The sequence below is a fragment of the Geodermatophilus sp. SYSU D00697 genome, assembly GCF_054050175.1.
In genome coordinates this window covers 1-23,727 of record NZ_JBJGYV010000029.1, presented here as the reverse complement: position 1 = coordinate 23,727, position 23,727 = coordinate 1, and the positions used below count along the sequence as shown (strand labels likewise).

The window sequence follows — 23,727 nt, the reverse complement described above, 5'->3', positions numbered from 1 at the left end:
CGTGTCCTCCCATCCCGCCCGGGCGGGCGCCGTCCCTCCCGCGGACCCGCGGACGCCCGGGCTCGCCCTCGCCGCCGGCGTCCTCGGCATCCTCGGGGCGGTGCCGCTGCTCTTCGTCGCCGTGTTCGCCGTCGCGCTGGGCGGGCTGTCGGCCGACAGCGGTCCCGACCCGTGGACCTACCTGCTCCTGCTCGCCCCGGTCGCCCAGCTGGCCGGCGCGCTGTGGCTGCTGCTGCGCCGGGGCTGGCTGCCGCTGGTGCTGTCGGTCCTGCCGGTGGCCGTGCTCACCGGCGCGGTCGTCGTGGCCGCGGCCCGGGAGGACACCGGGAGCCCGGCGTGGCCGCTGTTGCTGGTGGCCCTGCCCGTGCTGGCGGCGGCGCTGGCGCTCACGCCGCGGGTCCGCCGGTGGACCGCCGGCCGGCCCCGGCGCGCCTCTGCGGCGCCGGGCTGACGCCCGGCTCCCCGTCCTAGGCTCCGGGCATGGCGTCGTCCTCCTCGCGCAGCCGGGCGGCGGTCCGGCGCTCGCCCCGCCCGGCCCCGCGGCCCGCGCCGGTCCCGACGTCGGCGGTGCCGGTGGAGCGCCCGCTGCTCGCACCCTTCGCCGCCGTGTTCGGGCTGCTGGTGGCCGCCGAGGACGTCTACCTGTCCTACCTGCTGTGGGCCCCCGACCGCGGCCGGCACTGGTACGTGCTGCCGCCGCTGGTGCTCGCGGTCTGGGCGGTCGTCGGCGCGGCGGCGGTCTGGCTCGGGTGGAGGCGCGGCTGGCTGGTCCTCGCCGGCGCTGCGGTGCTGCCGCTGCTGGCGCTGATCGGCCTCGTCGTCCTCTTCGGGCTCCTCGGCGGCGGCTCGGCGATGTGGTGGGCGGTGCTGCTGCTGGTCGGCCCGATCGGCTGTCTGGTGCTGACCCTCCGCCGCCCGATCCGGGAGTGGACCCGCCCCGGCCGGGCGACGCGACCGCCCGAGCGGCCGCGTCGGGCAGCCCCCGCCCGCTAGCGTGCCGACCGTGTCGCAGACGGACGTCGTGGTGGTGGGGGCGGGGCTGGCCGGGCTGGTCGCGACCGCGGAGCTGGCCGACGCGGGCACGCGGGTGGTGCTGCTGGAGCAGGAGCCGGAGGCCTCCTTCGGCGGCCAGGCCTGGTGGTCCTTCGGCGGGCTGTTCCTCGTCGACTCCCCGGAGCAGCGCCGGCTGCGCGTCCGCGACTCCCTCGAGCTCGCCCGCCAGGACTGGTTCGGCACCGCCGCCTTCGACCGCGAGGAGGACCATTGGCCGCGCCGGTGGGCTGAGGCCTACCTGCAGTTCGCCGCGGGGGAGAAGCGGGCGTGGCTGCGGGAGCAGGGCGTGCGGTTCTTCCCCGTGGTCGGCTGGGCCGAGCGGGGCGGCTACACGGCCACGGGTCACGGCAACTCGGTGCCCCGCTTCCACATCGTCTGGGGCACCGGCCCCGGCATCGTGGAGCCCTTCGCCCGACGGGTGCGCGCCGCGGTGCAGCGGGGGCTGGTCGAGCTGCGGTTCCGCCACCGGGTCGACGAGCTGGTCGTCACCGACGGGGCGGTCACCGGGGTCCGCGGCGCGGTCCTCGAGCCCAGCGACGTGGCCCGCGGCGAGGCCAGCTCACGCGCTGAGATGGCGCCCTTCGAGCTCACCGCGCAGGCCGTCGTCGTCACCTCCGGCGGCATCGGCGGCAACTCCGACCTGGTCCGCCAGAACTGGCCGGCCCGGCTCGGCCCCGCGCCCCGGCGGCTGCTCTGCGGCGTTCCGGCGCACGTCGACGGCCGGATGCTGCTGGCCGCCGAGGCCGCGGGCGCCCACCTGGTCAACCGCGACCGGATGTGGCACTACACCGAGGGCATCGCCAACCACTCGCCGGTGTGGGCCCAGCACGGCATCCGGATCCTCCCCGGCCCGTCGTCCCTGTGGCTGGACGCCACCGGCAAGCGGCTGCCCGTGCCGCTGTTCCCCGGCTTCGACACCCTGGGCACGCTGGCCCACATCGGGCAGACCGGGTACGAGCACACCTGGTTCGTCGCGACGGAGAAGATCGTCGAGAAGGAGTTCGCGCTGTCGGGGTCCGAGCAGAACCCCGACCTCACCGGCAAGGACGTCAAGCTCCTTCTCAACCGGGTCAGGGCCGGGGTGGCGGGGCCGGTGCAGGCCTTCCTCGACCGGGGCGAGGACTTCGTCGTCGCCCGGACGCTGCCCGAGCTGGTCGCCGGCATGAACCGCATCACCGGCGGGACACCGGAGCTGGACCTCGCCACCGTCGAGGCGGAGATCGTCTGCCGTGACCGCGAGGTCGGGCACCCCTTCACCAAGGACCTGCAGATCACCGCGATCCGTGGCGCCCGCCACTACCTCGGCGACAAGCTGATCCGCGTCGCCCCGCCGCACCGGCTGCTCGACCCCGAGGCCGGCCCGCTGATCGCCGTGCGGCTCAACCTGCTCACCCGCAAGACGCTCGGCGGGCTGGAGACCGACCTGTCCGGCCGCGTGCTGCGTCCCGGTGGCGAGGTCTTCCCCGGCCTCTACGCGGCCGGTGAGGTCGCCGGGTTCGGCGGCGGCGGCATGCACGGCTACCGGTCGCTGGAGGGCACCTTCCTCGGCGGCTGCCTGTTCTCCGGGCGGGTCGCCGGGCGGGCCCTGGCGGCTCAGCTGTGAGCGGTCCCCGCGACCCGTGGTCGGACCCGGCGACGGAGACCGAGCCGGGCGCCCCCTACGCCGGCCCGCCGCCGACGGCCCCGCCCTGGACGCCGCAGTACGGCCCACCTCCGGCCTACGGGGCATTGCCGGCCTACGGGGCACTGCCGGCCTACGGCTGGCCCGCGCCGTACGGCACGCCGTGGGCGGGACCGCCGCGCGGTCCGCGGCGGCCCGGGCAGGTGGTGGCCGCCGCGGTGCTCGCCTTCGTGCAGGCGGGCGTGGTTGCGCTCGCCTCGGCCTACGTGTTCCTGCTCGCCTCGGTGTTCACGCTGGCCGAGGGCGAGGTCGGCTTCCCCGCGGACGCCGGCGCCCTGGCCACCGAGGCCACCACCGTGGCCGGGGTGCAGCTCGCGTCGGTCGTCGCCCTCGTCGTCGCCGGGGTCCTGGCCCTGAACCGGCGCAACGCGGCCGCCCGCTGGACGCTCGTCGCCGCGCTGGCCGTGCAGGTCGCCCTCGCCGCGTACTGGTGGCTGCGGCTGGAGGGGCTGTCCGGCGCGGCGATCGGCTCGGGACCGTCAGCGGTGGTGCTCGTCGGCATCCTCTGCTTCGCCGCCCCGCCCGCGGTCGCGCTCGGCCTGGCGAGCAGCCGTCCGGCCCGGGCCTGGTTCGCCGGCTCCCCGGAGGAGGGGGCGGCGCCGAGCCGGTGACCGGGGCGGGCGCCGCCGGGTGGGACGATCGGACGCATGTCCGCCGTCCCCGCCGCCGAGTCCGCCCTGGACCCCGCCGTAGCCGACCTGTTGCGTCGCGACGCCGCGGGCCTGGTCGCCGCCGTCGTCCAGCAGCACGACACCGGCGAGGTGCTCATGGTCGCCTGGATGGACGACGAGGCGCTGCGCCGCACGCTGACCACCGGCCGGGCCACCTACTGGTCGCGCAGCCGGCAGGAGTACTGGGTGAAGGGCGAGACCTCCGGCCACCGGCAGTGGGTGCGCGACGTGCGGCTCGACTGCGACGGCGACGCCCTGCTGGTGCTCGTCGACCAGGAGGGCCCGGCCTGCCACACCGGCGAGCGCAGCTGCTTCCACCGGGAGCTGGAGGTGTCCCGTGCGGCTCGGTGAGACGTCCCCGAGCCGGGAGGAGTTCGCGGCCCTCGACCAACCGGTGGTGCCGGTGACCCGGCGGCTGCTCGCCGACGCCGAGACCGCGGTCGGCATCTACCGCAAGCTGGCCGGCAACCGGCCCGGAACGGTGCTGCTGGAGTCCGCCGAGCAGGGCAAGCAGTGGAGCCGGTACAGCTTCGTCGGCGTCCGCAGCGCCGGGGTGCTCACCGAGCGGGACGGCGTCACCGAGTGGCTGGGGGAGGAACTCCCGGGGCTGACCGACGACCTGCCGGCCGACCCGCTGGACGCCGTCCGCACCCTGGCCCGCCGGCTCCGCTCGCCGCGTACCCCGGGCCTGCCGCGGCTGACCGGTGGCCTGGTGGGCTACCTCGGCTACGACGTGGTCCGGCGGCTGGAGCGGCTGCCGATGACCAGCGTCGACGACCTGGGCATGCCCGAGCTCGCCCTCATGCTGGTCACCGACCTGGCCGTGCTCGACCACACCGACGGGTCGGTGCTGCTCATCGCCAACGCCGTGCGGGGGGAGGGGGAGCCGGGCACCGGGTGGGACGACGCTGTCGCCCGGATCGACGCGATGGCCGCCGACCTCACCAAGGCGGTGCCGCCCGGGGTCGCCACCTTCGCCACCGCCGAGCCACCGCCGGTGGTCAGCAACATGGCGCCGGGCGTGTTCGAGGACGGCGTCGAGCAGGTGCGCGAGCACATCCGCGCCGGGGACGCCTTCCAGGTGGTGCTCTCGCAGCGCTTCGAGACGCCGACCGAGGTCGACGCGCTGGACCTCTACCGGGTGCTGCGGGCGACCAACCCCTCGCCGTACATGTACCTGCTGCGCTTCGCGGGCCGGGAGACCCCGTTCGACGTGGTGGGCTCCTCGCCCGAGGCGCTGGTCACGGTGACCGGCAGCTCGGCCGTGGTCCACCCGCCGGCCGGCACCCGGCCCCGCGGCGCCACGCCCGACGAGGACGTGCGGCTGGCCGAGGGCCTGCTCGCCGACCCCAAGGAGCGCGCCGAGCACGTCATGCTGGTCGACCTGGCGCGCAACGACCTGGGGCGGGTGTGCGTGCCCGGCACCGTCGAGGTGCCCGACTTCATGCGGATCGAGCACTACAGCCACGTCATGCACCTGGTGTCCACCGTCGCGGGCGAGGTCGCGCCGGAGTGGGACGCGCTGGACGTCTTCGACGCGACGTTCCCGGCCGGCACGGTGTCCGGCGCCCCCAAGCCGCGGGCGATGGAGATCATCGAGTCGTTGGAGCCCACTCGTCGCGCGCTCTACGCCGGCACGGTCGGCTACCTGGACGCCAGCGGCGACCTGGACATGGCGATCGCCATCCGCACGGCGGTGCTGCACCAGGGCCGGGCCTACGTGCAGGCCGGCGCAGGGGTCGTCGCCGACAGCGACGCGGCGACGGAGGAGGCCGAGACCCGGCACAAGGCCCGCGCCGTGCTCTCGGCGATCGCGACGGCCGAGGGGATGCGGGAGCTGCCGTGAGCCGACGGCGGCGGACGCCCGACAGCGAGCGCCGGGGAGCGAGGAGCGGAGCGCTGCGCGGAGGCCGACCGTGGGCTCCGTGAGCGGGTCGGCGCGGCGGGAGCTCGGGGCCGCCGTCGCCGCGGCAGCGGTCGCCGGCGGGCTGGCGCTGTCCACCGGCGGGCAGACCTGGGTGACCGCGACACTGCAGCGCCCCGCGCCGCTGCCGCCGGTCACCGAGGAGCTGACCGGGGGGACCTTCGCGCCGCTGGTCCCCGCCGCCGGCCTGCTGCTGCTGGCCGCGGCGGTCGCGCTGCTGGCCGTCCGCGGGGCGGGCCGGGTCGTCGTGGGCCTGCTGGTGTCCGTCGCGGGCGGGGTCCTGGGTTGGTCGGGGGTGCGCCCGCTGGCCGGCGACGTGCGGTCCGCCGTGGCCGGCGCGGTCGGCGCGGGCAGCGGCGGTGGGCTCACGGTCGAGGTGCACCCGGCCTGGCCGGTGCTCGCCCTCCTCGCCGGCGTCGCCGCGGTCCTCGCGGGGGTGCTCACGGTCCTCCGCGGCCGGGGCTGGCCCGGCATGGGCCGCCGCTACGAGCGCCCGGCCGGCGCCGTCGCGGCCCGGGAGACGGTCCGCGCGCGGTCCGAGGAGGACCGCGCCCTGGACGCCTGGCGGGCCCTCGACCGGGGCGAGGACCCCACCGACCCGGCGCCGGGCGGAGCCGAATCACGCTGAGTACCCGGCCTCGGAGCGGCGAACCGCCCCGGGACGGCCCCGCGGGAGGCCGGGACTCCTGCCGCCTCTAGAGTGGTCCCCCGACCGGGCCGCGAACGGCGAGGCCGACGATTCCCAGCGGGGAGGACGCGTGTCCGTGCTCGACGAGATCGTCGCCGGGGTCCGGGAGGACCTCGCCGCGCGCGAGGCGGTCACGCCGCTGGCCGAGGTCAAGGCCGCCGCCCGGGACACCCGCCCGGCGCTGGACGCCCTCGCCGCGCTGCGCGCCCCCGGCGTCGGCGTGATCGCGGAGGTGAAGCGGCAGAGCCCGTCCAAGGGCGCGCTGGCCGACATCCCCGACCCGGCGGTCCTGGCGGCGCAGTACGCCGACGGCGGCGCCCGGGTGATCAGCGTGCTGACCGAGCGGCGCCGGTTCGGCGGCACGCACGCCGACCTCACCGCCGTCCGCGCGGCGGTGGACGTGCCGATCCTGTGCAAGGACTTCGTGGTCACCAGCTACCAGGTGCACGAGGCGCGGGCGCACGGTGCCGACGTCGTCCTGCTGATCGTGGCCGCGCTGGAGCAGAACGTCCTCGTGGGCCTGCTCGAGCGGGTGGAGTCCCTGGGCATGACCGCGCTGGTCGAGGTGCACACCGAGGCCGAGGCCGACCGCGCGCTCGATGCCGGCGCCTCGGTGATCGGCGTCAACGCCCGTGACCTGACCACGCTGCGGGTGGACCGCTCCACCTTCGAGCGGATCGCCCCGGGCCTGCCGTCGGGGGTGGTCAAGGTCGCCGAGTCCGGCGTGCGCGGGCCGCACGACCTCATCTCCTACGCCGCCGCCGGTGCCGACGCGGTGCTCGTCGGCGAGGGCCTGGTCACCGCCGGCGACGCCCGCCAGGCGGTCGCCGACCTGGTCACGGCCGGCTCCCACCCCGCGACCCCCCGCACGTCTCGCTGAGGCATGCCTCCCTCGCGGCGGGCTCTGGGCGGCTCCTGCGGTGCCCGGTGCACTCTCACGGCGCTGCGCTGCCGCGGGACGAGGGGAACGGCCGCGAGGGCGGGCACGAGGCGGGGGTCCTGCACCGCCCTCCCCCCGCCCTGTCGGAGACCCACGTCGCCACCCCGACGCCGACCCCCTGTCCCGTGACCGGCCCTCGGCGCGGGACACTGGGGGCATGACGACGACCAGCCCACCGCAGCCCGAGGACCAGCTCCTTACGGCGCGCCCGGGCTGGCCCGACGCCACCGGACACTTCGGCGTCTTCGGCGGCCGCTTCGTCCCCGAGGCGCTCATCGCCGCGCTCGACGAGCTCACCGAGGCCTACGCCGCCATGCGGGTGGACCCGGCCTTCCAGGAGGAGTTCGCGCGGCTGCAGCGCGACTACACCGGCCGGCCCAGCCCTCTCACCGAGGTGCCGAAGTTCGCCGCGCACGCGGGCGGGGCCCGGGTGCTGCTCAAGCGCGAGGACCTCAACCACACCGGCTCGCACAAGATCAACAACGTGCTGGGCCAGGCGCTGCTCACCAAGCGGATCGGCAAGACCCGGGTGATCGCGGAGACCGGTGCGGGGCAGCACGGGGTCGCCACCGCGACGGCGGCGGCGCTCATGGGCCTGTCCTGCACCGTCTACATGGGCGAGGAGGACACCCGCCGCCAGGCGCTCAACGTCGCCCGGATGCGGCTGCTCGGCGCCGAGGTCATCCCGGTCACCACCGGCTCGCGCACGCTCAAGGACGCGATCAACGAGGCGTTCCGCGACTGGGTCACCAACGTCGAGACCACCAACTACGTGTTCGGCACCGTGGCCGGGCCGCACCCGTTCCCGGAGATGGTCCGCGACTTCCAGCGGGTCATCGGCGACGAGGCGCGGGCCCAGGTGCTCGAGCGGGAGGGGCGACTGCCCGACGCCGTCCTGGCCTGCGTGGGCGGCGGCTCCAATGCGATCGGCATCTTCACCGCGTTCGTGCCCGACGCGGACGTCCGCCTGGTCGGCCTGGAGGCCGGTGGCGACGGCGTGGAGACCGGCCGGCACGCGGCCACGATCACCGGCGGGTCGCCGGGCGTGCTCCACGGCGCCCGCTCCTACCTGCTGCAGGACGACAACGGCCAGACCATCGAGTCGCACTCGATCAGCGCCGGCCTGGACTACCCGGGCGTCGGTCCCGAGCACTCCTACCTGCACGACATCGGCCGGGCCGAGTACCGGGCGGTCACCGACGCCGAGGCCATGGAGGCCTTCGCGCTGCTGTGCCGGACCGAGGGGATCATCCCGGCGATCGAGTCCGCGCACGCCCTGGCCGGTGCGCTCACCCTCGGCCGGGAGCTGGGGGCGGGCGCGCTGCTCCTGGTCAACCTCTCCGGCCGGGGCGACAAGGACGTCGAGACCGCGTCGCGCTGGTTCGGCCTGGGCGACCGCGAGGAGGTCGACCCGGGACCGGGGCTGGACACCGACCAGAACCCCACCGAGGGTGCGGTGACGTCCGGGGACGCGGTCGCCGGCCAGGAAGCGGGGGAGACGGCGTGAGGCCCGAGGACGACGGTCGAGTGAGCATCGCAGCGAGCGCCGGCGAGCGAGGAGCGGAGCGAGACCGGAGTCGGGGCGTGTCCCTGCTGGCGGACGCGATCGGCACGGCGAGGGCAGAGGGCAGGTCGGCGCTGGTCGCCTACCTGCCGGTCGGGTACCCCACGGTGGACGACTCGATCGCGGCCATGGTCGCCGCCGTCGAGGGCGGGGCCGACGTCGTCGAGGTCGGCGTCCCCTACAGCGACCCGGGCATGGACGGGCCGGTGATCCAGCAGGCCGTGGACGTCGCCGTCCGGGCCGGGGTCGGGATGCGGGACGTGCTGCGGGCCGTCGAGGCGGTCGCCGCAGCGGGCGCGGTGCCGGTCGTCATGAGCTACTGGAACCCGATCGAGCGCTACGGCGTCGAGCGGTTCGCCACCGACCTGGCCGCGGCCGGGGGAGCGGGGGCGATCACCCCCGACCTGATCCCCGACGAGGCCGGGGAGTGGCTGGCCGCCGCCGAGCGGGCCGACCTCGACCGGGTCTTCCTGGTGGCACCGTCGTCCACCGACGCCCGGCTGGCCATGACCACCGCCACCTGCCGGGGGTTCGTCTACGCCGCCTCCACGATGGGCGTGACCGGCACCCGGGCCACGGTCAGCGACGCCGCCGAGACGCTGGTCGCGCGGACCCGTGCGGTCGCTCCCGACCTGGCGGTCTGCGTCGGCCTGGGCGTCTCGAACGCAGGGCAGGCCGCCGAGGTCGCCGCCTTCGCCGACGGCGTGATCGTCGGGTCGGCGTTCGTGCGCGCACTGCTCGAGGGCTCCGGCCCCGACGGCGTCCGCGCGCTGGCCACCGAGCTGGGCGAGGGCGTCCGCCGCCGGAGCGCCGCATGAGCGCGCTGGCGGCCATCCCCAGTCCCACGCAGGGTGTCTGGGAGCTCGGCCCGCTGCCCATCCGCGCCTACGCGCTGTGCATCATCGCCGGCATCGTCGCCGCCGTCTGGCTGACCGACCGGCGCTGGCGGGCCCGCGGGGGAGCGGAGGGCGACGTCCTGGACATCGCCGTCTGGGCCGTGCCCTTCGGCATCGTCGGCGGCCGGCTCTACCACGTGGTGAGCAGCCCGCGGCCGTACTTCGGCGAGGGCGGGGACCCGATGCGCGCCTTCGCCATCTGGGAGGGCGGTCTGGGCATCTGGGGGGCCATCGCCCTCGGCGGGGTGGGCGCCTGGATCGCCTGCCGCCGCCGCGGCATCCCGTTGCCCGCCTTCGCCGACGCCCTCGCCCCGGGGCTGCTGGTCGCCCAGGCCATCGGCCGGCTCGGCAACTGGTTCAACAACGAGCTCTACGGCGGTCCCACCGACCTGCCGTGGGGGCTGACCATCTACGAGTGGAACGGCACGGGCGCGGTCGTGGGCCCCGACGGGCAGCCGGTCGTCCTGGGCACGTTCCACCCGACGTTCCTCTACGAGCTGCTGTGGAACCTCGCCGCGGCGGCGCTGGTCATCTGGGCCGACCGGCGGTTCCGGCTCGGCCACGGCCGCGCCTTCGCCCTCTACGTGGCCAGCTACTGCGCCGGGCGGCTGTGGGTCGAACTGCTGCGCACCGACCCCGCGGAGACGTTCTTCGGGATCCGGCTCAACGTCTTCACCGCCGTGGTCGTCGGCCTGCTCGCGGTGGCGTACCTGGTCTGGCAGCGCGGTCGCCCCCGCGAGGTCATCACCCGCGGACGTGAGATCCCCGACACCTCCGCCGTCCCCTCCGAGCACGGCTCCACCGCTCCGACGGCTGCTCCGGACGGCGCGGCGGACGCGGGGGACGAAGGCGCTGGTGAGGCCGGTCCGCTCCGGCGGAAGGGAAGCTGAGGACGACGCGCCGGAGCGGGGTTTGGCCGAGTGATGCTCGTGTTTCCGCTGTGTACCCTGCTTCCCAGACCTCCCAGTGATCCTGGTGGGGTCACCTGCGTCGGAACCGGGCCAGTGCCGCCCCGCGGACGACAGCCCCGAGGGCACCACCCCCGAGGCTCGCGAGCCTGAGCTGGACCGGTCCATCCACGGATCCCCCGCTCCCGGCTCTCCCGCAGTGCCGCCCCTCCGCCCTCTGACCACCGGCCCGGGCCCTCCGCCCCCCGTCCGCCCGTCACCGCCGACGGACCCCGGACGGTGCGCCGACGACGGGAGTGACATGCCCGAGATCTCCGCCCCCGCCACCGGTTCTCCCGCCTCCGGCACGGTGCCCCCCGCTCCCCGCGGGACCGCCGTCCCCTTCTCGGCGGTCCCCGCCGCCACGGGCCTGTACGACCCGGCCAACGACAAGGACGCCTGCGGCGTCGCCTTCGTCGCTGACGTCCAGGGGCGCCGCTCCCGCAGGATCGTGGCCGCCGGCCTGACCGCGCTGCACAACCTCGACCACCGGGGTGCGGCCGGCTCGGAGCCCAACTCCGGTGACGGCGCAGGCATCCTGACCCAGATCCCCGACGCGCTGCTGCGCGCCGAGGTCGACTTCGACCTGCCCCCGCGGGGCGAGTACGCCGTGGGCATCGCCTTCCTCCCCGTCGACGAGGCCGAGCGCGCCGCCCGGGTCGAGGACGTCGCCCGCCTCGCCGCCGAGGAGGGCCTGACCGTCCTCGGCTGGCGCGAGCTGCCGGTCGACCCGGACGGCGCCGACGTCGGCCCGACCGCCCGCGCCGTGATGCCGCACTTCGCCCAGCTGTTCGTGGCCGAGACCATGGGCGCCCGCGCCGACGCCGCCGCGTTCGGCGGGAACGTCGCGGTCAACGGGGTCACCCGGCTGGAGCGGCGCTCCTTCGTGCTGCGCAAGCGGGCGGAGCGGGCCGCGTCGGAGGCGGGCAGCTCCCTCTACATCGCCTCGCTCTCGGCCCGGACCATCACCTACAAGGGCATGCTGACCACCGACCAGCTGCCCGCGTTCTTCCCCGACCTGCGCGACGAGCGCTACGAGTCGGCGATCGCGCTGGTGCACAGCCGGTTCTCCACCAACACGTTCCCGAGCTGGCCGCTGGCCCACCCGTTCCGGCTGATCGCGCACAACGGCGAGATCAACACCATCAAGGGCAACCGGAACCGGATGCGGGCCCGCGAGGCCAAGCTGGAGACGGCGCTGTTCGACGGCCCGGCCGGTCCGGCGTCGGAGCTGGGGCTGGACCGGATCTTCCCGGTCACCGCGAGCGACTTCAGCGACTCGGCGACCTTCGACGAGGTGCTCGAGCTGCTGCACCTGTCCGGGCGCTCACTGCCGCACGCGGTGCTGATGATGATCCCGGAGGCGTGGGAGAACCACGACGAGATGGACCCGGCCCGCCGGGCCTTCTACCGGTTCCACTCCTCGATCATGGAGCCCTGGGACGGGCCGGCCGCGGTCGCCTTCACCGACGGCACGCTCATCGGCGCCGTCCTCGACCGCAACGGGCTGCGCCCGGGCCGCTGGTGGCACACCAAGGACGACCTGGTGGTGCTGGCCAGCGAGGTCGGCGTCCTGGAGATCCCCGACTCCGAGGTGGTGGCCAAGGGCCGGCTGCAGCCGGGCCGGATGTTCCTGGTCGACACCGCCGCCGGGAAGATCGTCTCCGACGAGGAGGTCAAGGGCGCGCTCGCGGGCGAGCACCCCTACGAGGACTGGCTGCACGCCGGCCTGGTGCACCTGCCGCAGCTGCCCGAGCGCCGCCGCGCCCGGCCCAGCCACGCCTCCGTCGTCCGCCGGCAGCAGCTGTTCGGCTACACGGAGGAGGACCTGCGGGTCCTGCTCACCCCGATGGCCTCCTCCGGCGCCGAGCCGATCGGCTCGATGGGCACCGACACCCCGGTCGCGGCCCTGTCGGACCGCTCCCGGCTGCTCTACGACTACTTCGGCCAGCTGTTCGCCCAGGTGACCAACCCGCCGCTGGACGCCATCCGCGAGGAGCTGGTGACCAGCCTGGGCCGCACCTTCGGCCCGGAGCAGAACCTGCTGCACGCCACCCCGGCGTCCTGCCGGCAGGTGTTCCTGCCCTACCCGGTCATCGACAACGACGAGCTGGCCAAGATCCTGCACATCGACGACGACGGCGACCTGCCCGGGTACGCCGCCGTCCGGATCACCGGCCACTTCGACGTCACCGGCGGCGGCACGGCCCTCGCCGAGGCGATCGAGCAGCTGCGCGCCAAGGTGAGCAAGGCGATCGCCGCCGGCGCCCGGATCATCGTGCTCTCCGACCGCGACTGCGACGAGAAGCGCGCCCCGATCCCGTCGCTGCTGATGACCGCCGCCGTCCACCACCACCTCGTGCGGCAGAAGACCCGCATGGAGGTCGGGCTGGTCGTCGAGTCCGGCGACTGCCGCGAGGTGCACCACGTCGCCCTGCTGCTCGGCTACGGCGCGGCCGCGGTCAACCCGTACCTGGCCTTCGAGTCGATCGAGGACCTCATCCGCGCCGGTGACCTCACCGGCATCGAGGCCGCCCAGGCCAACCGCAACGTCGTCAAGGCGCTGGGCAAGGGCGTCCTGAAGGTCATGAGCAAGATGGGCATCAGCACCGTCGGCTCGTACACGATGGCGCAGATCTTCGAGGCCGTCGGCCTGTCCCAGGAGGTCGTCGACGAGTACTTCACCGGCACCTCCTGCCCGCTGGGCGGTGTCGGCATCGACGTCCTCGCCGAGGAGGTGGCCATGCGCCACCGCCGCGCCTACCCCGAGAACCCGACCGAGCGGGCGCACCGCCGGCTCGAGACCGGGGGCGAGTACCAGTGGCGCCGCGAGGGCGAGGTGCACCTGTTCAACCCCGAGACGGTGTTCCTGCTCCAGCACGCCACCCGGGCCCGGCAGTTCGACGTGTTCCAGCGCTACACCGACACCGTCGACAAGCTGTCGGAGGAGGCCGCGACCCTGCGTGGGCTGTTCTCCCTCCGCACCGGTGTGCGCCCGCCCGTCCCGCTGGAGGAGGTCGAGCCGGTCAGCGAGATCGTCAAGCGGTTCTCGACCGGCGCGATGAGCTACGGCTCCATCTCGCAGGAGGCGCACGAGACGCTCGCGATCGCCATGAACCGGCTGGGCGGCAAGTCCAACACCGGTGAGGGCGGCGAGGACCCCGACCGCTTCCAGCCCGACCCGAACGGCGACCTGCGCCGCTCGGCGATCAAGCAGGTGGCCAGCGGCCGGTTCGGCGTCACGAGCGAGTACCTGGTCAACGCCGACGACATCCAGATCAAGATGGCGCAGGGCGCCAAGCCCGGCGAGGGCGGCCAGCTGCCCGGCCAGAAGGTCTACCCGTGGGTGGCCCGCACCCGGCACTCGACGCCGGGCGTCGGCCTGATCAGCCCGCCGCCGCACCACGACATCTACTCGATCGAGGACCTCAAGCAGCTGATCCACGACCTGAAGAACGCCAACAACCAGGCGCGGGTCCACGTCAAGCTGGTGAGCGAGGTCGGGGTCGGCACGGTCGCGGCCGGCGTGAGCAAGGCCCACGCCGACGTCGTCCTGATCTCCGGGCACGACGGCGGGACCGGCGCGGCGCCGCTGACCTCGCTCAAGCACGCGGGCTCGCCGTGGGAGCTGGGCCTGGCCGAGACGCAGCAGACGCTGCTGGCCAACGGCCTGCGCGACCGCATCGTCGTGCAGTGCGACGGGCAGATGAAGACCGGCCGCGACGTGGTCATCGCCGCGCTGCTGGGTGCCGAGGAGTACGGCTTCGCCACCGCTCCGCTGGTCGTCTCCGGCTGCGTGATGATGCGCGTCTGCCACCTCGACACCTGCCCGGTCGGCGTGGCCACCCAGAACCCGGAGCTGCGCAAGCGGTTCACCGGGCGGCCGGAGTTCGTGGTCACCTTCTTCGAGTTCCTCGCCGAGCAGGTGCGCCAGTACCTGGCCGAGCTGGGCTTCCGGTCCCTCGACGAGGCCATCGGCCACGCCGAGCTGCTCGACACGCGCAAGGCGGTCGACCACTGGAAGGCCGCGGGCCTGGACCTCAGCCCGATGCTGGCGGTGCCCGAGCTGCCCGAGGGCGCGCCGCTGCACCGGGTGCGGGAGCAGGACCACGGCCTGGACGTCGCGCTCGACCAGACCCTCATCCAGCTGTGCGAGGGGGCGCTGCTCGACGCCCGCCCGGTCAGCCTCGAGCTGCCGGTGCGCAACGTGAACCGCACCGTGGGCACGATGCTCGGCTCGATGGTCACCCGCCGCTTCGGTGGCGAGGGGCTGCCCGACGGCACGATCGACCTGACCTTCACCGGGTCGGCCGGCCAGTCCTTCGGCGCCTTCGTGCCGCGCGGCATCACCATGCGGCTGTTCGGCGACGCCAACGACTACGTCGGCAAGGGCCTCTCCGGCGGGCGGATCGTCGTCCGGCCGGCGCGCGAGGCCGGCTTCGCCGCCGAGGACAACGTCATCGCCGGCAACGTCATCGGCTACGGCGCGACCGGGGGCGAGATCTTCCTGCGCGGGCGGGTCGGCGAGCGGTTCTGCGTGCGCAACTCGGGCGCGCTGGCCGTGGTCGAGGGCGTCGGCGACCACGCCCTGGAGTACATGACCGGCGGGCGCGCGGTGATCCTCGGCACGACCGGCCGCAACATCGCGGCCGGCATGTCCGGGGGCATCGGCTACGTCCTCGACCTGCCCCGCCACCGGGTCAACAGCGAGATGGTCGACGTCGAGCCGCTGGACGGCGGGTCCGCGCAGTGGCTGCGCGACGTCCTGGTCCGCTACGCCGCCGACACCGAGTCGCCGGTGGCCGCGGCGCTGCTGGCCGACTGGGGCCGCTGGTCGGAGCGGTTCAGCGTGATCATGCCGCGCGACTACCGTCGCGCGCTCGAGGCCCGGCGGGCCGCGGAGGCCGCCGGCACGGATGTGGACAAGGCACTGATGGAGGCCGCACGTGGCTGACTCGACCGGTTTCCTCAAGCACGACCGGGCGCTGCCGCCGCGCCGTCCGGTGGACGTCCGGATCCTGGACTGGAAGGACGTCTACCTCACCCGGGACAGCGGTGAGGACGCCGTCTTCCCCGTGGCCGCGGTGCGGCAGCAGGCCGCCCGCTGCATGGACTGCGGCATCCCGTTCTGCCACCACGGCTGCCCGCTGGGCAACCTGATCCCGGAGTGGAACGACCTCGCCCGCCGCGACGACTGGACCGAGGCCATCGAGCGGCTGCATGCGACCAACAACTTCCCGGAGTTCACCGGGAAGCTGTGCCCCGCGCCGTGCGAGGGCTCCTGCGTGCTGAACCTGCAGGAGTCGCCGGTCACGATCAAGCAGATCGAGTGGGAGATCATCGACCAGGCGTTCCAGCGGGACCTGGTCACGCCGGTCCCGCCGCAGGAGCACACCGGCAAGAAGGTCGCCGTCGTCGGCTCCGGGCCGGCCGGCCTGGCCGCCGCCCAGCAGTTGACCCGCGCCGGGCACGAGGTGACCGTGTACGAGCGGGCCGACCGCGTCGGCGGGCTGCTCCGCTACGGCATCCCCGAGTTCAAGATGGAGAAGGCCGTCCTCGACCGGCGGCTGGACCAGATGCGCGCCGAGGGCACCCGGTTCGTGACGGGGGTCGAGGTCGGCGGCCGCGGGGAGGGCGACCTGTCCGCCGAGCAGTTGCGCGCCGAGTACGACGCCGTGGTGCTCTCCGGCGGCGCCACCGTCGGCCGCGACCTGCCGGCGCCCGGCCGGGAGCTGCGCGGCATCCACCTGGCGATGGAGTACCTGCCTTTCGGCAACCGGCAGGCGCTCGGCGAGCTCGACGAGCCGCCGATCGACGCCCACGGCAAGCACGTCGTGATCATCGGCGGTGGCGACACCGGCGCGGACTGCCTCGGCACCGCGCACCGGCAGGGCGCGCTCTCGGTGACCCAGCTGGAGATCATGCCCGCGCCGCCGGACCGGCGGGACCAGTCGAGCAACCCGTGGCCGACCTACCCGATGGTCATGCGGGTCTCCAGCGCCCACGAGGAGGGCGGGGAGCGGCTCTACAGCGTCAACACCGAGCGGTTCCTCGGACATGAGGAGGGCCCCGCCCACGGCAACGTCCGCGCGCTGCTCATCCACGAGGTGGAGCGCGTCGACGGCCGCTTCCAGAAGGTCGAGGGCACCGAGCGCGAGCTGCCCGCGGACCTGGTGTTCCTCGCCATGGGCTTCACCGGTGCGCAGCGCGAGGGCCTGCTCGACGCGCTGGGCGTGGAGATCGACGGTCGCGGCAACGTCGCCCGCGACGGCGAGTTCATGTCGACCGTCCCCGGCGTGTTCGTCGCCGGTGACATGGGCCGCGGCCAGTCGCTGATCGTGTGGGCGATCGCCGAGGGCCGGGCCGCCGCCGGCGCCGTCGACAGCTGGCTGACCGGTGCGTCGATGCTGCCGCGGCCGATCACGCCCACCGCCGTCGCCCTGCGCTAGCAGGAGGACGCCGGCTCGGGGCCGGGTCCCGCTCCGTGCGGGACCCGGCCCCGACTCGTCGGGAGGCGGGCTGGAGGCTCGTCCGGAGTGGCCGCTGGGGCGGATGTGAGCGCTCACAGAGGTCGGGCGCACGGGACCGGGTCGCGGCGGATAGCGTTTGCGGCATGTCGCGTCGCGCCAAGATCGTCTGCACGCTCGGGCCGGCGACCGCTTCCCTGGAGCAGGTCACCGCCCTCGTCGAGTCCGGCATGGACGTCGCCCGGCTGAACTTCAGCCACGGTGCGCACGCCGACCACGAGCGGGCCTACAAACTCGTCCGTGAGGCGTCGGACCGGACCGGTCACGCCGTCGCCGTCCTCGCCGACCTGCAGGGCCCGAAGATCCGCCTCGGCACCTTCACCGACGGGCCGGTGCTCTGGGAGACCGGCAGCCGCGTGTGCATCACCGTCGACGACGTCGAGGGCACCGCCGAGAGGGTGTCGACGACGTACAAGGGCCTGTCGGCCGACGTCAAGGTCGGCGACCGCCTCCTGGTGGACGACGGCAAGCTCGCGCTCTCGGTGGTCGGCGTGGAGGGCCCCGACGTCTGGTGCCTGGTGGTCGAGGGCGGCGAGGTCTCCAACAACAAGGGTCTCTCGCTGCCGGGTGTGGCGGTCAGCGTGCCGGCTCTCTCCGAGAAGGACGAGGAGGACCTCCGCTTCGCCCTGCACCTGTCGGTGGACTTCGTGGCGCTGTCGTTCGTCCGCTCCCCGGCCGACGTCGAGCTGGTGCGCGACATCATGCGCCAGGAGGACGTCTACGTCCCGGTCATCGCCAAGCTCGAGAAGCCCGAGGCGGTGGAGAACCTCGAGGCGATCGTCGAGGCCTTCGACGGGGTCATGGTGGCCCGCGGCGACCTCGGCGTGGAGCTGCCGCTGGAGAAGGTCCCGCTCGTGCAGAAGCGCGCCGTGCAGGCCGCCCGCGAGCGCAACAAGCCGGTCATCGTGGCCACCCAGATGCTGGAGTCGATGATCAGCTCCTCGCGGCCGACCCGCGCCGAGGCCTCCGACGTCGCCAACGCCGTCCTGGACGGCGCCGACGCGGTCATGCTGTCGGGGGAGACCTCGGTCGGCCGCTACCCGATCGCCGCGGTCCGCACGATGGAGCGGATCATCGACGCGGTCGAGAGCGACACCGTCACCGCCCCGGAGCTCGTCCGCCGCTCGCGGTCCCGGTCGGGCGCGATCGTCCGCGCGGCCCGGGACGTCGGCGAGAGCCTGCAGGTCAACGCCCTCGCCACCTTCACGCAGACCGGTGACAGCGCCCGCCGGCTGGCCGCGCTGCACCCCCGCCAGCCGCTGCTGGCCTTCACCGTCGACCCCCGCGTGCGCAGCCAGCTGGCGCTGTCGTGGGGCGTGGAGACCTTCCTCGTGCCCGAGGTGCAGCACACCGACGACATGGTCCGGCAGGTCGACTTCTCACTGCTGGCGATCGGCCGGCTCAAGGAGGGCGACCGGGTCGTCGTCGTGGCCGGCAGCCCGCCCAACACCCCAGGTTCGACCAACCTCATCCGGGTGCACGAGGTCGGGACCGACTCGTGAGCGCGGGGGCGGGGGACGGCGACAGCCAGGCCGCCTCGCTCCTGCAGGTGCTCGACCTCGAGGAGCGGCAGCCCGACGTCTTCGTCGGCCAGACGCCGACCACGCGGCTGCAGCGGATCTTCGGCGGGCAGGTGGCCGGGCAGGCGCTCATGGCGGCGGGGCGGACGGTGCCGGTCGAGCGCGGCGTGCACTCCCTGCACGCCTACTTCCTGCGGCCGGGTGACCCGCACGAGGAGATCCGCTACGCCGTCGACCGCATCCGCGACGGCCGGTCGTTCACCACCCGGCGGGTCATCGGCTGCCAGCGGCGCAAGGGGGAGGACGTCGCGATCTTCGCGCTGACCGCGGACTTCCACGCGGGGGAGCCGGCCGTGGTCGAGCACTCGCTGCCGATGCCCGAGGTGCCGGCGCCCGAGGAGCTCCCCTCCCTGGCCGACGTCGCCACCCGGCACGGCAAGGAGGGCTCGGGCGCGCTGGAGATCGGCCGGGCGGTCGAGCAGCGGCTGCTCGAGGACCCGTTCGCCGGCGTGGCCAAGCAGCCGCCGGACACCTCGACCCGGGTCTGGATGCGGGTCTCGGGCCGGCTGCCCGACGCCCCGGCGGTGCACGCCGCGGCGCTGACCTTCGTCAGTGACCTCACGCTGCTGGGGGCCGGGCTCGCCCGGGTGGGCGGCTGGCAGGACCGCTACGCCGGCGCCAGCCTCGACCACGCCGTGTGGTTCCACGCGCCGGTGCGGGCCGACGACTGGTTCCTCTACGAGACCGACAGCCCGGCCGCCAGCGGCGGCCGTGCCCTCTGCTTCGGCCGCATCTGGTCGGCCGACGGCACGCACGTGGCGACGGTCGCCCAGGAGGGCCTGCTGCGCCCCGTGGGGCGCTGACTCAGGAGCCGGTGCCCCCGCCGTCCCCGGGGACGGCCGCAGCGGCCTCCTCGGGGGACTGCGGGGCCTCGGCGGCCCCCTCGGGTTCGCCGGCAGCGGCAGCCGGCTCCTGGGCGCGCTCGCCGGCCCCCGGCGGCGGGCTCCCGGCTGCGGGGGTCCCTCCCGCGGCCGGGGCCGCCATGCCGTCCTGGGCGGCCGCCTGCGCCGCGGTCTCGTCCTGGGCGGCCGGGACCTCCTCGGCGGACGGGACCTCCTGCGCCGCGGTCTCGTCCTGGGCGCCCGGGACCTCCTCGGCGGACGGGACCTCCTCGGCGGACGGGACCTCCTGCGCCGCCGCCCGGCGCTCGGCCTCCTCGCAGGCCCGCTCGGCGGCGGACTCGGCGAAGTCGGCGGCCAGCCAGTCGTGGCCCTCGCAGAGCAACGCCCAGGCGCGCTCCACGTGGGCCCGGGTCGTCGCCGGCGCGCCGATCGCGACCCGCAGCACCACCTGCCCGCGGACGGTCGTGTGGGTCAGGAACACCTCACCGCCGTCGTTGAGCCGCTCCAGCAGCGTCATGGTCGCGACGTCGGCGTCGACGTCCTCCGCCCAGCGCGGACGCAGGCAGACCAGCGACAGCGGGTGCTTGGTGACGACGTCGAACCGGTCGTCGGCGTCGGCCCGTGCGGCGAGCTCCTGCGCCAGCGCGACACCGGAGCGCACGTGGGCCCGGAGCCCCTCGGCGCCGTACCAGCGGAGCACGAACCACAGCTTGAGCGCGCGGAACCGGCGGCCGAGTTCGATCTGCCAGTCGCGGTAGTCGATGACCGCGCCGGCGTCGGTGGCGGCGTTGCGCAGGTACTCCGGGAGGATCGCCAGGGCGCCGGTCAGGGCCGCACGGTCAGCGACCCAGAAGAGGGTCGCGTCGAAGCCGGTGAGCAGCCACTTGTGCGCGTCGGTGGTGTAGCTGTCTGCCCACTCCACCCCAGCCTGCAGCTCACGCAGCTCGGGCGCCACGGCGCTCACCCCGGCGTAGGCGGCGTCCACGTGCAGCCAGACGCCGTGGTCGCGGCAGATCGGGCCGAGCGTGGCGAGCGGGTCGACGGCGGTCGTGGACGTCGTCCCGACCGTCGCGCAGACCAGCACCGGCCGGAACCCGCGGGCGGTGTCGCGCTCGAGCCGGACCTTCAGCGCCTCGGGTCGCATGGCCAGGTCGCCGTCCACCTCGACGATGCGGACGGCGTCGCTGCCGAGGCCGGCGATCCGCACCGCCTTCTCCATCGAGGAGTGCGTCTCGGCCGAGACGTAGACCGTGTACTCGTCCGGGCGGACGCCGGAGCGCACGGTCTCGCCGCCGCTGGCCCGGTGCAGCGCGGCGAGCAGCGCGACCAGGTTCGCGCCGGAGCTGGAGTCCTGGACGACGCCCCCGCCGGGGCCGGTCGAGCGGAACGCCTCGGGCAGGCCCAGCAGCTCGGCGAACCAGTCCAGGACGTGCTGCTCGAGCTCGGTGGCCGCCGGGCTGGTCACCCACGACATGCCCTGGACGCCGAGTCCCGCCGACACGAGGTCACCCAGGACCGAGGGGCCGGAGGTGTTGGCGGGGAAGTAGCCGAAGAAGCCCGGGTGCTGCCAGTGGGTGACGCCAGGCAGCACGACGCGGTCGAGGTCGGCCAGGACGGCCGAGAACGGCTCGCCCTGCTCGGGCGGCGCGGCGGGCAGCGACTCGCGGACGTCCCCGGGGGCGACGGGGGAGCGGACCGGGAAGGAGCCGATGCGGGTCCAGTAGTCGGCGATCCAGTCGACGACCTCGTGCCCGTGCCGGCGGAACTGCTCGGGGGTCATGTGCGGGGCGGACGGCGTCGGCTCACTCACGGGCCCACCGTATGGCGGTCGTCGTCCACCCGTGTGAGGTGCCCTTGGTGTGTGCCCGGGGAGTGGGGGCCGGAGGCCTCCGCGACGAGGGGCGGGAGGGGCTCGGCGCCGCTCGGGGACGGCACGTGGTCGCCGTGTCGGCCGGTGGGTCGACGATCGGTGCAGTGCCCCCGGTGCGACTCGAACGCACACTGCGCGGGTTTTGAATCCGCTCCCTCTGCCGATTGGGGTACGGGGGCGCGCCGGGCGATGCCCCGGGCCGCCCGAGCAGCCTAGCGGGGAGTCGCCGACCCACCGGCATCGATAGGCTCCCGCGCGTGAGCAGCGAGACGATCCGGGTCCTCATCGCCGAGGACGAGGCGCTCATCCGCCTCGACCTCAAGGAGATGCTGGAGGAGGAGGGGTACACCGTCGTCGCCGAGGTCGGCGACGGACAGCAGGCCGTGGACCGCGCCACCGAGCTGCGACCCGATCTGGTGATCCTCGACATCCAGATGCCGGTCCTCGACGGACTGTCGGCGGCCGAGCAGATCGCCTCCGCCCGGGTCGCGCCGGTCATCGTGCTCACGGCCTTCAGCCAGCGGGAGCTGGTCGAGCGGGCGCGCGACGCCGGGGCCATGGCCTATCTGGTGAAGCCCTTCTCCAAGAACGACCTGGTGCCGGCGATCGAGGTCGCCCGGGCCCGGTTCACCGAGCTCGCGGCGCTGGACGGCGAGGTGCGGACCTTGGAGGAGCGGCTGGAGGCACGCAAGGTCGTCGAGAAGGCCAAGGGCAGACTCATGGCCGACCAGGGCATGACCGAGGCCGAGGCGTTCCGTTGGATCCAGCGGACGGCGATGAACGAGCGGACCTCGATGAAGGCGCTGGCGCAGCGGATCCTCGACCAGGAGGTGGCCGACGCCCCGGCGGCCGAGTGAGCTGCGTCTCCGCCCGGTGAGCGCGTCGGGTCGCTGTGTGTCGGGGCCGGATCCGGGAGGTCACGACCTCATCACGGTCCGGTCGCCCCCCGGTCGGGGCCTCGGACCAGCAGTTACCTTCCCCCCACTGATGGGGTCAGCCCGGCTCGGGCTGGCCGAGTGCACCACCGACAGCACAGTGGGAGTGGCTTGATGCGCACAGGCATCCTCGCCCGGAGCGCCGCTGTCTCGGCTGCGGCCCTGCTCGTCCTGACCGCCTGCGGCGGCGGGGACGACGAGGGCGGCAGCGCGAGCGGCGGCGGCGGCGACAGCGGCGAGAAGCAGGTCAACGTCTACGGCTCCGACGGCAACATGGGCAACGCCCTCGGTGAGGACTTCACCGAGCAGGGCGCGCTCGCCGGCATGAAGGGCACCCTGCCCCTCACCGAGCTCTCCGGGGACTTCCGCGACCGGCTGATGCAGATCGACCCCAACCTGGTCGACTTCAACTACGCGGGTGAGACCTACGACGCGATCGTCATCACGGCGCTGGCCGCGCAGATGGCCGGCACCAACGACGCCAACGTCTTCAAGGCCTACGTCAACGGCGTGACCGTCGGGGGCGACAAGTGCGAGGACTTCGCCTCGTGCCTGGAGATCGTCAACGGTGGCGGGAACCCCGACTACGACGGCCAGTCCGGCCCGCTGAGCTTCACCGACGCCGGCGAGCCGGCCCAGGCCAGCATCGGCATCCAGCAGTTCGGCGACGACAACCGGATCGACGACAGCGCGACCCGCTACGTCCTGCCCGGTGACGAGGCCAACGCCGCGACCGACGAGGGCCCGGCCCCGGCTCCGGCCGGCACCACCAGCCCCGAGCCGCTGGTCATCGGCACCCTGCTGCCGCAGACCGGCAACCTGGCCTTCCTCGGCCCGCCCGAGATCGCCGGTGCGCAGCTGGCGGTCAACGACGTCAACGCCGCCGGCGGTGTCCTCGGCCAGCAGGTGCAGCTCATCCAGCGCGACTCGGGTGACACCTCGACCGACATCGCGACCCAGTCGGTCGACGCCCTGCTGCAGGCCGGCGCCAACGCGATCATCGGTGCGGCGTCCTCCGGCGTGAGCCTGACGGTCATCGACACCATCACCGGTGCCGGTGTCATGCAGTTCTCGCCGGCGAACACGTCGGACCAGTTCACGACGTACAACGACAACGGGCTGTACTTCCGCACCGCGCCGCCGGACACCCTGCAGGCCGAGGCGCTGGCCGACCTCATCATCGAGGACGGCAACAACACCGTCGGGATCCTCGCGCTCAACGACCCCTACGGCACCGGGCTCGCGGACAACGTGAAGAACAACCTGGTGGCTGCCGGTCTCGCCGAGGGCGACATCCAGACGATCATCTACGACCCGCAGGCTGCCAACTTCGACTCCGAGGTGCAGCAGATGGTCGACTTCAACCCCGACGCCATCGCGGTCATCGGGTTCGACGAGTCCTCGCGGATCATCGAGGGGCTCAACGCGAACGGCGTCGGCCCGCAGCGCTGACCCATCCGGCGCTGTTCCGTCACAGCGCTGACCACGCGGTGGGGGGGGGGGGGGGGGGGGGGGGGGGGGGGGGGGGGGGGGGGGGGGGGGGGGGGGGGGGGGGGGGGGGGGGGGGTGGGGGTGGGGGTCGGGGCGGGCGTTGTGGGGGGTTTTCGAA

General features: G+C 74.5%; 18 protein-coding genes and 1 tRNA gene. 17 read left to right on the top strand and 2 right to left on the bottom strand.

Annotated elements, in window-relative coordinates:
• Position 1: 1 nt before the first annotated feature.
• The 15 genes from ACI79C_RS20270 to ACI79C_RS20200 all read left to right on the top strand — a co-directional run bounded on the left by ACI79C_RS20270 (position 2) and on the right by ACI79C_RS20200 (position 19,274).
• A complete protein-coding gene (locus ACI79C_RS20270) occupies positions 2–451 on the top strand; it encodes a hypothetical protein (RefSeq protein WP_456947489.1) in 450 nt (149 codons plus the stop codon).
• Between the two features lie 29 nt (positions 452–480).
• Entirely contained in the window at positions 481–993 is a 513-nt protein-coding gene (locus ACI79C_RS20265) for a hypothetical protein (protein WP_456947488.1), read from the top strand.
• Positions 994–1,003: 10 nt separating this feature from the next.
• The gene (locus ACI79C_RS20260; protein WP_456947487.1) at positions 1,004–2,656 is read left to right on the top strand and encodes an FAD-binding dehydrogenase; all 1,653 of its coding nucleotides are present in this window, start codon (positions 1,004–1,006) and stop codon (positions 2,654–2,656) included.
• Entirely contained in the window at positions 2,653–3,345 is a 693-nt protein-coding gene (locus ACI79C_RS20255; protein WP_456947486.1) for a hypothetical protein, read from the top strand. Before ACI79C_RS20260 ends, ACI79C_RS20255 begins: the two co-directional genes overlap by 4 nt.
• A 36-nt stretch (positions 3,346–3,381) precedes the next feature.
• On the top strand, positions 3,382–3,756 hold the full coding sequence (gene hisI, locus ACI79C_RS20250; RefSeq protein WP_456947485.1) for a phosphoribosyl-AMP cyclohydrolase: 375 nt from the start codon (positions 3,382–3,384) through the stop codon (positions 3,754–3,756).
• Positions 3,743–5,251 (top strand): anthranilate synthase component I, encoded by a 1,509-nt coding sequence (locus ACI79C_RS20245; protein WP_456947484.1) that lies wholly within the window; start codon positions 3,743–3,745, stop codon positions 5,249–5,251. Before hisI ends, ACI79C_RS20245 begins: the two co-directional genes overlap by 14 nt.
• 79 nt (positions 5,252–5,330) lie before the next feature.
• Positions 5,331–5,957 carry a Trp biosynthesis-associated membrane protein gene (locus ACI79C_RS20240; protein WP_456947483.1) on the top strand — a complete coding sequence of 209 codons (627 nt, stop codon included), beginning with the start codon at positions 5,331–5,333 and terminating at the stop codon, positions 5,955–5,957.
• 130 nt (positions 5,958–6,087) lie between these two features.
• On the top strand, positions 6,088–6,897 hold the full coding sequence (gene trpC, locus ACI79C_RS20235; protein ID WP_456947482.1) for an indole-3-glycerol phosphate synthase TrpC: 810 nt from the start codon (positions 6,088–6,090) through the stop codon (positions 6,895–6,897).
• Between the two features lie 217 nt (positions 6,898–7,114).
• Positions 7,115–8,464: a tryptophan synthase subunit beta gene (gene trpB, locus ACI79C_RS20230; protein ID WP_456947481.1), complete on the top strand. Its 1,350-nt coding sequence runs from the start codon at positions 7,115–7,117 to the stop codon at positions 8,462–8,464.
• Positions 8,465–8,541: 77 nt separating this feature from the next.
• A complete protein-coding gene (gene trpA, locus ACI79C_RS20225) occupies positions 8,542–9,339 on the top strand; it encodes a tryptophan synthase subunit alpha (protein ID WP_456947480.1) in 798 nt (265 codons plus the stop codon).
• Positions 9,336–10,307, top strand: a complete 972-nt coding sequence (lgt, locus tag ACI79C_RS20220; protein ID WP_456947479.1) for a prolipoprotein diacylglyceryl transferase — start codon at positions 9,336–9,338, stop codon at positions 10,305–10,307. Before trpA ends, lgt begins: the two co-directional genes overlap by 4 nt.
• A 319-nt stretch (positions 10,308–10,626) precedes the next feature.
• Positions 10,627–15,318: a glutamate synthase large subunit gene (gltB, locus tag ACI79C_RS20215; protein WP_456947478.1), complete on the top strand. Its 4,692-nt coding sequence runs from the start codon at positions 10,627–10,629 to the stop codon at positions 15,316–15,318.
• Positions 15,311–16,813, top strand: a complete 1,503-nt coding sequence (locus tag ACI79C_RS20210; RefSeq protein ID WP_456947477.1) for a glutamate synthase subunit beta — start codon at positions 15,311–15,313, stop codon at positions 16,811–16,813. Before gltB ends, ACI79C_RS20210 begins: the two co-directional genes overlap by 8 nt.
• Before the next feature lie 164 nt (positions 16,814–16,977).
• Positions 16,978–18,393: a pyruvate kinase gene (gene pyk / locus ACI79C_RS20205; RefSeq protein ID WP_456947476.1), complete on the top strand. Its 1,416-nt coding sequence runs from the start codon at positions 16,978–16,980 to the stop codon at positions 18,391–18,393.
• Positions 18,390–19,274: an acyl-CoA thioesterase gene (locus tag ACI79C_RS20200; protein WP_456947475.1), complete on the top strand. Its 885-nt coding sequence runs from the start codon at positions 18,390–18,392 to the stop codon at positions 19,272–19,274. Before pyk ends, ACI79C_RS20200 begins: the two co-directional genes overlap by 4 nt.
• A gap of 1 nt (position 19,275) precedes the next feature.
• Here the strand turns inward: ACI79C_RS20200 and ACI79C_RS20195 are convergent, their stop codons facing one another.
• Positions 19,276–21,123, bottom strand: coding sequence for a pyridoxal-dependent decarboxylase (locus tag ACI79C_RS20195; RefSeq protein ID WP_456947474.1), 1,848 nt, complete (start codon positions 21,121–21,123; stop codon positions 19,276–19,278).
• 165 nt (positions 21,124–21,288) lie between these two features.
• Positions 21,289–21,362 (bottom strand) — tRNA-Leu (locus tag ACI79C_RS20190).
• A 78-nt stretch (positions 21,363–21,440) separates the two neighbouring features.
• Here ACI79C_RS20190 and ACI79C_RS20185 point away from each other — a divergent pair.
• The gene (locus ACI79C_RS20185; RefSeq protein WP_456947473.1) at positions 21,441–22,040 is read left to right on the top strand and encodes an ANTAR domain-containing response regulator; all 600 of its coding nucleotides are present in this window, start codon (positions 21,441–21,443) and stop codon (positions 22,038–22,040) included.
• Positions 22,041–22,232: 192 nt separating this feature from the next.
• Positions 22,233–23,570, top strand: a complete 1,338-nt coding sequence (locus ACI79C_RS20180; protein ID WP_456947472.1) for an ABC transporter substrate-binding protein — start codon at positions 22,233–22,235, stop codon at positions 23,568–23,570.
• The last annotated feature ends 157 nt before the right edge of the window (positions 23,571–23,727 follow it).